Origin of the sequence: Diaphorobacter aerolatus (assembly GCF_014489535.1) — a bacterium.
Lineage (GTDB): Bacteria > Pseudomonadota > Gammaproteobacteria > Burkholderiales > Burkholderiaceae_C > Diaphorobacter_A > Diaphorobacter_A aerolatus.
On sequence record NZ_CP060783.1, the window covers coordinates 1,116,053 to 1,128,539 of the forward strand.

Genomic DNA, 12,487 nt, shown 5'->3' on the forward strand with positions numbered 1-12,487 from the left:
TTTCCCCGCCAGGCAAGAGGCGCATCCATGAAGCAGCAACAGCAACAGCGCACGTCCTGGACCCTGGTGCTCGTCGCCGCCGCGATTCTCATGATCACCATGGGATCGCGCCAATCGCTGGGCCTGTTTCTCTCGCCGATCAATTCGCACACGGGCCTCGGCATTGCCAAGATCAGTTTTGCGATGGCGGTCGCCCAACTGGTCTGGGGCGCGGTCCAGCCGGTGTTCGGTGCCGTGGCGGACCGCTGGGGTCCCGGCCGCGTCATCGTGCTGGGTGCTTTTCTACTGGCCGCAGGTTGCGCGCTCACGACGCAGGTCACCAGCGAATGGGGACTGATCTTTGCCATCGGCCTGCTGAGCGCGGCCGGTGCGGGAGCGGGCAGTTTCTCGATCCTGATCGGCGCCACGGCACAGCGCATCGCGCCCGAGCAACGTTCGTTCGTCGGTGGCGTGATCAACGCCGGTGGCAGCATGGGCCAGTTCATCTTCGCACCGCTCAATCAGGCGGTGATGTCGGCGTTCGGCTGGATGCAGGCGATGTGGATGATGGCCGTGATCGCGCTCACCACGGCACCGATGGCCTGGTGGCTGCGCGGCAAGCCGCACGCTGCTGGTGAATCGGGTAGCACATCGCCCTCCGGTGCGAGTGCCCTCACACTGCGTCAGCAACTGTCGATTGCGCTGCGCGACCGCAGCTACTGGTGTCTGCACGCGGGTTTCTTCACCTGCGGATTTCACATTGCGTTCCTCGTCACCCACATGCCCGGCGAGGTGAGTCTGTGCGGGCTCAGCGCCAACGTGGCATCGACGTCGCTCGCATTGATCGGCCTCGCCAACGTGGTGGGTAGTCTGGTCGCGGGAGCGATGGGCTCGCGCGTGCGCATGAAGATGATCCTGTTCTGGATGTATGCCTCACGCGCGGTGGCGATCCTGATCTTCATGTTCGCGCCGAAGGAGCCCGTCACGTTCTATGTTTTTGCCGTGGTGCTGGGGCCACGTGGCTTGCCACCGTGCCGCCTACGGCGGGCCTGACGGCCAAGCTGTTTGGCGCGCGCTATCTCGCAACCCTGTTCGGGCTCACGCTGTTCACGCACCAGATCGGCGGATTTCTCGGTGCCTGGCTTGGCGGGCTGGCCGTGGTGGCGACGGGCAACTACGACTGGATGTGGTGGGCAGACGCGGTGCTGGCCGCGCTCGCGGCACTCGTGAATCTGCCGATCAGGGAGGAACGCCCCAAGCCGCTTGCCTTGCAGGCTGCCTGAGGCGTGACAGTACAGGCGCTAGAGCGCGAGGCGTGCGCGCGCCGCCGCGTATTCGCGCTTCAGGCGTGCAATGAAATCGCCCGCCTTGACCACTTCGTTGACCGCGCCAATGCCCTGGCCGCTACCCCAGATGTCCTTCCAGGCCTTGGCCGCGCCACTGCCGAAATTCATCTTGCTGGGATCGGATTCGGGCAGGTTCTCGGGATCGAGCCCTGCCGCGCGAATGCTGGCCGCGAGATAGTTGCCGTGCACGCCGGTGAACAGATTGCTGTAGATGATGTCGTCGGAGTTGCTGTCCACGATCGCCTGTTTATAGGCGTCCGACGCGCGCGCCTCCTCGGTCGCGATGAAGGCCGATCCGATGTAGGCAAAGTCTGCACCCATGGCCTGCGCCGCAAGCACCGCATCGCCTGATGCAATCGATCCGGACAGCGCCACGGGGCCGTCAAACCACTGGCGGATCTCCTGAATCAGCGCGAACGGACTCTTCACCCCGGCATGACCGCCCGCGCCAGCCGCCACCGCGATCAGGCCGTCGGCCCCCTTTTCGATGGCCTTGTGCGCGAACTTGTTGTTGATGATGTCGTGCAGCACCACGCCGCCCCAGCCGTGCACCGCCTGATTCAGATCCTCGCGCGCGCCGAGGCTGGTGATCACCACGGGCACCTTGTATCTGGCGCAGACCTGCAGGTCATGCTCGAGCCGATCATTGCTTTTATGCACGATCTGGTTGATCGCAAACGGGGCCGACGGCGTGTCGGGATGCGCCTGGTCCCAGGCCGCCAGCGTTTCGGTGATCTCGGCGAGCCAGTCGTCGAGCTGCTCGGCAGGACGCGCGTTGAGCGCAGGCATCGAACCGACGATTCCGGCCTTGCATTGCGCAATCACCAGCGCAGGCGTGCTGACGATGAACATGGGCGATGCAATCACGGGCAACGCGAGGTTTTGCAGCACGGAGGGCAGCTTGGACATGGCGAAAGATCTCCAGAAAATCGTATGGATGCGAGGGTTGCTCAGCCGGCGCACGTCGCGAACCGTGCGCGGCAGCGGCGGAACTTCGAGCCAGCAGTTCGTCCGTCAGAACGCCTCTTGCGGCAAAGCCATCACCGTCGATGCGCCATCGACGATGCTGTCGCGCAGCGACGTGGTCTTCACCAGAATGTGATCGGCGTAGAAACGCGCGGTCGCCACCTTGGCGTTCATGAACATTACGTCTTCGCCCTTGGCAACAAGCTCCTGCGCCACCAGCAGGGCACGGCCCAGTTGCCAGCCCGCAACCAGATTGCCCGCAAGCATCAGATAGGGAACGCTGCCCGCATACACATCGTTGGGCGCCGTCCTGGCGGCGTTGGCCATGAAATCCACCACGTCGAGGAACGCCTTGCGCGCTGCGGCCAGGCGTGCAGCCACGGCCTTGGCGTTGTCGCTGCCATTGGCGTTGAGTTCGCTTTCAGTCTTCTCGATCTGTGCGGCAATGGCCCTGGCGGACGCACCGCCGTCGCGCGTGGTCTTGCGACCCACGAGGTCATTGGCCTGAATCGCGGTCGTGCCTTCGTAGATCGTCAGAATCTTGGCGTCACGGTAGTACTGCGCCGCGCCCGTCTCTTCGATGAAGCCCATGCCGCCATGCACCTGCACGCCGAGGCTCGTGACCTCGAGACTCATCTCGGTGCTGTAGCCCTTGATCAGCGGGACGAGGAATTCGTAGAAAGCGGCGTTGTCGGCACGCACCTGCGCATCCGGATGGGCATGCGCCGCGTCATACGCTGCGGCGCCGGTCAGCGCCATCGCGCGGCAGCCTTCGACGTAGGCGCGCATCGTCATCAGCATGCGGCGCACGTCGGGATGGTGAATGATCGTGGCACTGCCCTTCACACTGCCGTCCACGGGGCGGCTTTGCACGCGATCCTTGGCGTAGGCCACGGCCTTCTGATAGGCGCGGTCGGCCACGGCAATGCCCTGCACTCCCACCGCGTAACGAGCGGCGTTCATCATGATGAACATGTATTCGAGCCCGCGATTTTCCTCACCGACCAGATAGCCGACTGCGCCGCCGTGATCGCCAAACTGCAACACCGCCGTGGGCGATGCCTTGATGCCCATCTTGTGCTCGATGGAGACGCAATGCACGTCGTTGCGCTTGCCAAGCGAGCCGTCCTTGTTCACCAGCACCTTGGGCACGACGAACAGGCTGATGCCCTTCACGCCTTCGGGCGCGCCCGCCACGCGCGCGAGCACCAGGTGGACGATGTTGTCCACCATGTCGTGCTCACCGTAGGTGATGAAAATCTTGGTGCCAAACACCTTGTAGCTGCCGTCGGGCTGCGGTTCGGCCTTGGTGCGCACGAGCGCGAGATCCGATCCGGCCTGCGGTTCGGTCAGGTTCATGGTGCCGGTCCACTCGCCGGTCACGAGCTTCTCGAGATAGGTGGCCTTGAGCTCGTCACTGCCCGCGGTGAGCAGCGCCTCGATGGCGCCGTCGGTGAGCAGCGGGCACAGCGCAAAGCTCAGATTGGCACTGTTGAGCATCTCGATGCAGGCCGCGCCGATGGATTTGGGCAGGCCCTGGCCGCCAAAATCGACCGGGTGCTGCAGGCCCTGCCAGCCGCCCTCCGCATATTGCCTGAAAGCATCCTTGAAGCCGGGCGTCGTGGTGACGACGCCATCTTTCCACGACGAAGGGTTCAAATCCCCGGGCACGTTCAGCGGCGCCACCACGCCCTCGCAGAGCTTGGCGCATTCTTCGAGAACGGCCTGCGCGGTTTCGAGACCAGCGTCTTCAAAACCGGGAATCCGGGCGACCTGTCCGATGTTGGCGAGGTACTCGATGTCGAACAGCATGTCCTTGATGGGTGCGACGTAGCTCATGGGATATCTCAGTTAAAAATTGCAGAAACTGGCGAAAAAAAGGGCACCACGCAGGATGCCCCGTTTCATGCACAGGTCGATTTAAAGCGCCTTGACCAGCTCCGGCACCGCCGTGAACAGGTCAGCCACCAGACCGTAGTCGGCCACCGAGAAGATCGGCGCTTCTTCGTCCTTGTTGATCGCGACGATCACCTTGGAGTCCTTCATGCCGGCCAGATGCTGGATCGCGCCGGAGATGCCTGCGGCGATGTACAACTGAGGCGCGACGATCTTGCCGGTCTGACCGACTTGCAGGTCGTTGGGCGCATAGCCCGCATCCACCGCAGCGCGCGACGCGCCGATGGCTGCGTTCAGCTTGTCGGCCAGCGGCGTCATCACCTCGGTGAACTTCTCTGCGGAGCCCAGCGCGCGCCCACCGGAGACGATGATCTTGGCTGCGGTCAGCTCGGGGCGATCATTCTTCGTGACCTCGCGGCCCACGAAGCTGCTCTTGCCCGAGTCGGCAACAGCGTCCGCGTTTTCGACGGCGGCGGAACCGCCGGTCGCAGGAGCCGCATCAAAGCCCGTGCCACGCACGGTGATCACCTTGACCTTGTCGCCCGACTGCACCGTGGCAATCGCGTTACCTGCATAGATCGGACGCTCGAACGTGTCGGCGGAAACCACCTTGGTGATGTCGCTGATCTGTGCCACGTCGAGCTTGGCGGCCACGCGCGGCGCGACGTTCTTGCCCGCGGCGGTCGCCGGGAACAGGATGTGGCCGTAGTTGCCAGCAATCGCCAGGACTTGTGCGGCGACGTTTTCGGCCAGACCGTCCTTGAGGCTTGCGCCGTCGGCGAGGATGACCTTGGAGACGCCGGCGATCTGCGCGGCAGCCTGTGCTGCTGCGGCGGCGCCTTCACCGGCGACGAGCACATGCACGTCGGCGTCACAGGCCTTGGCGGCAGTGACGGCGTTCAGGGTTGCGGGCTTGATCGAAGCGTTGTCGTGTTCTGCAATAACGAGTGCGGTCATTTCTAGTTTCTCCTCAGATCACTTTGGCTTCGTTCTTGAGCTTGTCGACCAATGTCGCGACGTCGGGCACCTTCACACCGGCACCGCGCTTTGGAGGCTCGGTCACCTTCAGGGTCTTCAGGCGCGGAGCTGCATCGACACCCAGATCTTCGGGCTTGATGATGTCGAGCTGCTTCTTCTTGGCCTTCATGATGTTGGGCAGCGTGACGTAACGCGGCTCGTTCAGGCGCAGGTCGGTCGTGATGACCGCGGGCATGCTGAGGCTCAGGGTTTCGAGGCCACCGTCCACTTCGCGCGTGACCGAGACCTTGTCGCCAGCGACTTCCACCTTGGAGGCGTAAGTCGCCTGGGGCAGATCGGCGAGCGCCGCCAGCATCTGGCCGGTCTGGTTGGAGTCGTCGTCAATGGCCTGCTTGCCGAGAATGACGAGGCCCGGTTGCTCCTTGTCCACCAGCGCCTTGAGCAGCTTGGCAACGGCCAGAGGCTGGAGCTCCTCGGTCGTTTCCACCAGAATGCCGCGATCCGCGCCGATGGCCATTGCCGTGCGCAGGGTTTCCTGGCTCTGCGTCACGCCGCAGGAAACCGCGATCACTTCGGTGACCACGCCCTTTTCCTTCAGGCGAACCGCTTCTTCGACGGCGATCTCGTCAAACGGGTTCATCGACATCTTCACGTTGGCGATGTCTACACCCGTTCCGTCCGACTTCACGCGGACCTTGACGTTGTAGTCCACCACGCGTTTGACTGGGACCAATACCTTCATTGCTGCGGCTCCTTAAGTTTTTGACTGGTTCAGTTGACGTATACGTAAACCAAATCATTCTATCCCGCACCGCAACATGTGCGGATATTGCAATAAGGAATGATCGGTTTTAAGAAAAATAGAACGGTCGTGCTTTTATTGCCATTATCGTAGCAGAAATCAAACCGGCCCAGTTCTGATAAAAACTCCGCCAGTCACGAACGTGACGCTTCACGGGGCACACCGTTCCCGGATTCAGGCGATTGGCCCACGGCAGCGCCGCCCTTTTGGGGCGATTGGGAGAGTATGGCACCAACTGCGCCGGCCGCATCGGCCAGATGCAGCACGCGCTGGGGTAAGGAATGTCGACACCGGCCTCGCGCAGTCCCTTGAGGATGGCGATATTGACGTCGGACGTCACGTTGGCGGTCCCGGCACCGGGATCGCTGATCCAGAAATTCAGGCTGAACTCGATGGCATCGGCTCCGAAGTTCACCAGATGGGCAACCGGCACGGGCGTTTCGAGCACGCGCGCCTGCGCCTTGGCCGCGTCGGCCAGAATCCGCTGAACCTGTTCCACGTCGCTGTCGTAGCCCACGCCGATGCGGGTGGTGATGTTGAATCTGCGATCCGCGTCTGACAGATTTTCCACGCGTTGAGTGATGATGCTTTCGTTGGGCACGATGGATTCGCGGCCATTACCCGCACGGATCAGGGTGTAGCGCGTCTTGATGTCGGTGATGCGTCCCTCGAAGCCATCGACCCTGACGTTGTCGCCGATGCGCAGCGAACGCTCCAGCAGGATCACGAAGCCGCTCACGTAGTTGGCCGCGAGCTTTTGCATGCCGAATCCGAGACCAACCCCCAGCGCGCCGCCGAGCACCGACAGCGCGGTCAGATCCACGCCAACGGCGGACAGCGCAAACAGCAGGCCGATCAGCAAAAGCAAGGCGCGCGTCATGTTCACGAAGACCTTGCGCATCGAAAGATCGGTCACGGTCTCGTTGAGCACACGACGCTCGAAGGTTGCCGACGCCCAGAGCGCGGCCACCAGCATGAGCGCGGCAGACAGTCCGCCCTGGATCAGCATGAGCAGGCTAACATTGGTTTTGCCAAAAGCCAGCGAAACGCCGTCCAGCTCGGCCATCACGCCGGGCAACAGGCCCAGAATCCACAGCACCGCGACGGCCCAGGCGGCCCATGAGAAAATGCGCTCGATCAGCCGCGCGAGTCCCGAATTCGGGAATGTCGCCGTCAGCACGCGCGCAATCCAGCGGATCAGCACCAGCGAGACCAAGATGGGCACGGCCACGCGCAGCACGAAAACCGGCTGAAAGTGCTCGAAGACCAGCCGCGCCGCGTAGACCAGCACCAGTGCGGCCAAGGGGAACATCACCCCCTGAGTGGGACGCCGGCCGAACCAGATCGACTCCGCCGCGTCCTCACGTTTGCGGCCCAGCGTCATCGTGATGCCATAGGCCAGCGCCAGACAGCCGAGCAACACGGCCACCTCAAGCCAGATTCCGACGCCGCGGGACGCCTCCAGCAACCTGTCAAACCATTCCATCGGGTTCAGTCCTTGCTCACGGATTCGGGTCAGGCGTGCTTCCACGCCGGTCGACGCTTTTCGGCGAAGGCGCGTGCGCCCTCCTGCGCATCGGCGTCCATCATGTTGACGGCCATCGTCTGTCCAGCCAACTGGTAAGCCGATTCGATGCCCATCTCGCGCTGCTGATACACCAGCGCCTTACCCATGGCCACGGCCACGCGCGGTTTGCTGACGATGGCGGCAACCAGCTTCTCGACCTCGGTATCCAGCTGGTCGGTAGACACCGCGCGGTTCACGAGCCCGCGCTCGAGTGCGGTCTGCGCATCGATGAAGTCACCGGTCAGAAGCATCTCCATCGCCATCTTCGCAGGCACGTTGCGCACCAGCGGCACGCTCGGGGTCGAGCAGAACAGTCCGTACTGGATGCCGCTCGTGGCAAAGCTCGCATCCTCGCTCGCCACTGCCAAATCGCATTGCGCAACCAGTTGGCAACCCGCCGCCGTCGCCATGCCGTGCACCTTGGCAATCACCGGAACCGGCAGCTTGTGGATGGCAAGCATCATGCGGCCGCATTGCGCAAACAACTCCTGATAGAACGCCAGCGCCGGATGGGCCGCCATGTCCTTGAGGTTGTGTCCCGCACAGAACGCCTTGCCATTGGCGGCGAGAACGACCACGCGCACGCCTTCGTCCGCCGCAATCGCGTTGAGCGCCTTCTGCAGGGCGGCGAGCATTTCATGCCCGAGTGCGTTGAAACGCCTGGCGTCGTCCAGTGTCAGCGTCACCACGCCGCGCGGGTCACGCTCCGCGCGCAGCGGGCCTTCGGAAAAATCGGCAATGTCCAGTGTCATGAGCGTCAACATTCCAGATCGATGCGGCAAACGCGCATCCACGCTGAATCTTGACATAAACGCGCGAGCGATCCCGGTTCCGCCCGTAGGATCGCAAGCCCTATTGGGCCTTCAAAGATCGGCCAACACCCGGATGTGGGCCTCCACGCTGCGCGACAGCGCTCCCATCATGTAGCCGCCCTCGAGGCAGGAGACGATGCGGTTGTTCGAAAAACGCCTGGCGACGTCCTTGATGCGCTGGGTCATCCAGGCGTAGTCCTGCTCGTTCAGGGCCAACTGGCCCATGTCGTCCTCGCGGTGGGCGTCGAAGCCGGCGCTCACGAAAATCATCTCGGGCTTGAACGCTTCCAGGCGCGGCATCCACATCATCTCGACGATTTCGCGGATGTCCATGCCCTTGGTATACGCAGGGACCGGCACGTTGACCATGTTGGAGGCCGGATTCTGGTCGCCGCTATAGGGATAGAACGGATGCTGGAAGATGCTGACCATCAGGGTGCGATCGTCACCCGCGAGAATGTCTTCGGTTCCGTTTCCATGGTGCACGTCGAAATCCACGATGGCCACCCGCTTGAGATGGTGGCGGTCAAGCACGTATTTCGCGGCGATTGCCACGTTGTTGAAGAAGCAGAACCCCATGGCCTTGTCACGCGTGGCGTGGTGCCCGGGCGGACGCACGCTGCAAAACGCGTTTTCCACCTCACCCGCCATCACCGCATCGGTGGCGGCGATGGCCGCCCCGGCGGAACGCAAAGCGGCATTCCACGTGTGGGCATTCATCGAGGTATCGGTGTCGATCTGCTGGTACGGCGGGCCTCCGGCGAGTTGTTCCTCTGCCACCCGGTCCGACATTCCACGCACCGAAGCCACATACATGCGATCATGTGCAAGTTCTATGTCAGAGAGGGATGCCAAAGGCGCTTCGTATCGTTCGAGCGCGTCGGCCACACCAGTCACCAGCAGTCGGTCCTCGATGGCGTCCAGCCGTGCCGGACACTCGGGGTGGCCGGGACCCATTTCGTGTTTCCAGCAGTCCCGGTGGGTAAAAAGTCCCGTCTTGCTCACTGTCATTGCGGTGTCTCTTGTAATTTTTGAATAACGTCAGCCATGCACGCACAGCAGAAGATCAAATCACTCCTGGATCAGCTTAACACGGTGATCGTGGGCAAGGAATCTCAGGTTCAGGACTGCGTTGCATGTCTGCTCGCAGGCGGTCATTTGTTGATCGAAGACGTACCCGGGGTCGGCAAAACTACGCTAGCACACGCGCTGGCGAGCACGTTTGGATTGCGCTTCTCGCGCGTGCAGTTCACGGCCGACCTGATGCCGAGCGACCTGACGGGCGTGTCGATCTACGAGCGTGGCAAGGAAGCCTTCGTGTTCCATCCCGGCCCGGTGTTCGCACAGGTGCTGCTGGCCGACGAAATCAATCGCGCCAGTCCGAAAACCCAGAGCGCGCTGCTCGAGGCCATGGAAGAGCGGCAAGTGTCCGTCGAGGGCGAGACGCGCGCGCTGCCGCATCCGTTTTTCGTGATCGCCACGCAGAACCCGCATGACCAGCTCGGCACGTTCGCGCTGCCCGAGTCGCAGCTCGACCGCTTCCTGATGCGCATCTCGCTCGGCTACCCGGACCGCCGGGCCGAGCGCATGCTGCTCGCGGGCTCGGATCGCCGCGACATGCTCGACCATCTACTGCCTCAGCTCTCGCTGCACGAACTCGAACTGTTACAGCAGGAAGTGCTCAAGGTACACGCATCGGACACGCTGCTCAATTACGTGCAGGATTTGATCACCGCCACACGCTCGGGACGCTGGTTTCTGCAGGGCCTGTCACCACGCGCAGGCATTGCGCTCATGCGCGCCGCCAAGGCGCAGGCGCTCATCAGCGGGCGCGACTATGTGGCGCCGGATGACGTGCAGGCCATCCTGCCCCAGACCGTCGCGCATCGGCTGATTCCGGTGGGCGATGCGGGCCGTGGCGCGGTCGAGCAGGTGCGCGCCATGATTGAAGCCACTCCGCTGCCCTGACCGCTTTCAAGCCACCGCAAGACCGAACCGCGCATGCCGACCCTGAGCCCTCCGTCCGCAGACCCGTTTGCCGCCACCACCGGATCACAGGCCGTCTCGTGGCGCTCGCCCATGGCGGCATTGCGCCAGCGCTGGCGCACCTGGTGGGGCGCACGCCTGCCGCGCACCAATACGCTGACGCTCACCCAGCGCAACGTGTACATCCTGCCCACCGGCGCGGGCTGGATGCTGGCGATCACGCTCGCGCTGCTGCTCGTCGGCTCGATCAATTTCCAGCTCAACCTGGGTTACCTGCTGACCTTTCTGCTGGTGGGTTGCGTGGCCGTGAGCGTGCACGTGTGCCACTCCACGCTGCGTGGACTGCAACTGCATCTGATAGACCCCGCTCCGCAGTTTCTCGGCTCGGCCAGCATGCTCGACATCCAGTTGAACAGCACCCGCAAGCAGCCCCGCTACGCCATCGGCATGACGGTCTATGGCCACGAAAACTGGGTGTGGACCGACGTGCCTGCGGGCGGCTTGGCGAGCGTGCAGATCGCATTCAATCCGCCACGGCGCGGACGCCATGCGGTGCCCGCGCTCAAGGCCGAGACGCGCTACCCGCTGGGCACGTTTCGCGTCTGGGCAATCTGGCGCCCCGCTGCCGAGGTGCTGATTTATCCCAAGCCCGAAGTTTCTGCGCCGCAACTGCCGCCGGGCGAGGCGCGCGCGCAGGGCACGGGCAACGCGCCTTCGCGCGGCGTGGGTGAATTCGACGGCGTGCGGCCCTACCACCGGGGCGATCCGCTCAAGCTCGTCGTTTGGAAGAAGGCCGCCAAGTCGTTTGCCACGGGCAGCGACGAACTCGTGAGCCGCGACGCGCAGCAATCGCAGCGCCAGGAACTCTGGCTCGACGTTGCTGCCACCGGACTGCAGGACCCCGAGGCCCGCGTCTCGCGCCTCACGGCCTGGGTGCTGCAGGCGGACCGGCTCGGCGTCGAATACGGCCTGCGCCTGCCCGGCAAGGAGATCGCGCCCGACGCGGGTGCGGCGCATCGCCACCTTTGCCTGGAGGCGCTTGCGCTGTGCTGAACGCTGCTGCCGCTTCCCCGACCGCCGGTGGCGCATCTGCCGGCCTGATCCAGCGCCTTGCCTCGCTGCCACGCGAAACGCGTGACACGCTCTGGCTGCTTGCCGTCGTGGGCCTGGTCATCTCGCCCCTGATTCCGCATGTGCCGGGCTGGACCATGCCATTTGCCTACGCGCTGCTGCTCTGGCGTGCATGGCTTTCGTGGAACCAGCGCGCGCTGCCCAATCGCTGGATCAAGGGCGGCCTGCTGCTGGTCGCCGTGGTGCTCACCGTTGTCTCGCACAAGACCATCGTGGGCAGAGATGCTGGCGTGACCCTGATCGTTCTGCTGCTGGTGCTCAAGACGCTGGAGTTGCGCGCGCGGCGCGATGCGATGGTGATTTTCTTTCTCGGCTTCTTCACGCTGCTGGCCAACTTCTTCTTCTCGCAATCGCTGATCGTCGCGTTCGTGATGCTGGTCGGCATGCTGGGACTGCTCACCGCGCTGATCAATTCCAATCTGCCGGTTGGCCGACCTCCGCTCATGCAAAGCCTGCGCACAGCGGCATGGATGTCGCTGCTGGGCGCGCCGATCATGCTCGCGCTGTTCCTGCTGTTCCCGCGCATGGCTCCGCTGTGGGCGTGCCCGGCAACGACATCAGCGGACGCAGCGGCCTGTCCGATGAAATGAAGATCGGCAACATCGCGTCGTTGGTGCTCGACGACGCCGTCGCCATGCGCATTCGCTTCGACACCCCCAACGGCAGGCCGCCCGATCAGCGCCATCTCTACTTTCGCGGGCCCGTGATGTCGTACTTCAACGGCCAGGAATGGTTTGCCACGCAATCGCACGAAGCGCGCGTCAACAACGGCGGCATCTCCAATTCGGCTCAGCTTCAGGTGCGCGGAGAGCCAGTACGTTACGAGGTGACGCTGGAGGCGAACCGCAGACCCTGGCTGCTGCTTCTCGATGCCGCCGAAAAGGCACCGGAAGTTCCCGAAGGCACGCGGGCATACATGACACCTGCATTGCAGTGGATGCTCAATCGTCCGGCCCAGAGCGTGCTTCGCTACAAGGCCGAAAGCCACCTCGACTACCGCAGCGGCCCGACCGAGCGCACGCGC

11 protein-coding genes and 1 pseudogene are annotated in these 12,487 nt (G+C 63.6%); 5 read left to right on the forward strand and 7 right to left on the reverse strand.

Going from position 1 to position 12,487, the window contains the following annotated elements:
* Positions 1 to 27: 27 nt before the first annotated feature.
* Entirely contained in the window at positions 28 to 1,032 is a 1,005-nt protein-coding gene (locus H9K75_RS05210) for an MFS transporter (protein WP_319016882.1), read from the forward strand.
* The gene (locus H9K75_RS25025; protein WP_319016883.1) at positions 1,011 to 1,262 is read left to right on the forward strand and encodes a hypothetical protein; all 252 of its coding nucleotides are present in this window, start codon (positions 1,011 to 1,013) and stop codon (positions 1,260 to 1,262) included. Before H9K75_RS05210 ends, H9K75_RS25025 begins: the two co-directional genes overlap by 22 nt.
* An 18-nt stretch (positions 1,263 to 1,280) precedes the next feature.
* Here the strand turns inward: H9K75_RS25025 and H9K75_RS05215 are convergent, their stop codons facing one another.
* The 7 genes from H9K75_RS05215 to H9K75_RS05245 form a co-directional block, all read right to left on the reverse strand.
* Positions 1,281 to 2,234: an NAD(P)H-dependent flavin oxidoreductase gene (locus H9K75_RS05215; protein WP_187725022.1), complete on the reverse strand. Its 954-nt coding sequence runs from the start codon at positions 2,232 to 2,234 to the stop codon at positions 1,281 to 1,283.
* 105 nt (positions 2,235 to 2,339) lie between these two features.
* Entirely contained in the window at positions 2,340 to 4,130 is a 1,791-nt protein-coding gene (locus H9K75_RS05220; protein ID WP_187725023.1) for an acyl-CoA dehydrogenase, read from the reverse strand.
* 81 nt (positions 4,131 to 4,211) lie between these two features.
* Positions 4,212 to 5,144, reverse strand: a complete 933-nt coding sequence (locus tag H9K75_RS05225; RefSeq protein ID WP_187725024.1) for an electron transfer flavoprotein subunit alpha/FixB family protein — start codon at positions 5,142 to 5,144, stop codon at positions 4,212 to 4,214.
* Between the two features lie 13 nt (positions 5,145 to 5,157).
* Positions 5,158 to 5,907, reverse strand: a complete 750-nt coding sequence (locus tag H9K75_RS05230) for an electron transfer flavoprotein subunit beta/FixA family protein (RefSeq protein ID WP_187725025.1) — start codon at positions 5,905 to 5,907, stop codon at positions 5,158 to 5,160.
* A 109-nt stretch (positions 5,908 to 6,016) separates the two neighbouring features.
* On the reverse strand, positions 6,017 to 7,453 hold the full coding sequence (locus tag H9K75_RS05235) for a mechanosensitive ion channel family protein (protein WP_187725026.1): 1,437 nt from the start codon (positions 7,451 to 7,453) through the stop codon (positions 6,017 to 6,019).
* A 29-nt stretch (positions 7,454 to 7,482) separates the two neighbouring features.
* Positions 7,483 to 8,286, reverse strand: coding sequence for an enoyl-CoA hydratase (locus tag H9K75_RS05240; protein WP_187725027.1), 804 nt, complete (start codon positions 8,284 to 8,286; stop codon positions 7,483 to 7,485).
* 111 nt (positions 8,287 to 8,397) lie between these two features.
* Complete coding sequence (locus H9K75_RS05245) at positions 8,398 to 9,357, reverse strand: histone deacetylase family protein (RefSeq protein ID WP_187725028.1); 960 nt, start codon at positions 9,355 to 9,357, stop codon at positions 8,398 to 8,400.
* Positions 9,358 to 9,393: 36 nt separating this feature from the next.
* On the opposite strand from H9K75_RS05245, the gene H9K75_RS05250 reads away from it, so the two are divergent.
* The 3 genes and pseudogenes from H9K75_RS05250 to H9K75_RS25425 all read left to right on the forward strand — a co-directional run.
* Positions 9,394 to 10,314, forward strand: coding sequence for an AAA family ATPase (locus H9K75_RS05250; protein WP_187725029.1), 921 nt, complete (start codon positions 9,394 to 9,396; stop codon positions 10,312 to 10,314).
* 33 nt (positions 10,315 to 10,347) lie between these two features.
* A complete protein-coding gene (locus H9K75_RS05255; protein WP_187725030.1) occupies positions 10,348 to 11,385 on the forward strand; it encodes a DUF58 domain-containing protein in 1,038 nt (345 codons plus the stop codon).
* Positions 11,386 to 11,525: 140 nt separating this feature from the next.
* Positions 11,526 to 12,406 (forward strand): annotated as a pseudogene (locus H9K75_RS25425) (DUF3488 domain-containing protein); the annotation flags it as partial.
* Positions 12,407 to 12,487: the final 81 nt, after the last annotated feature.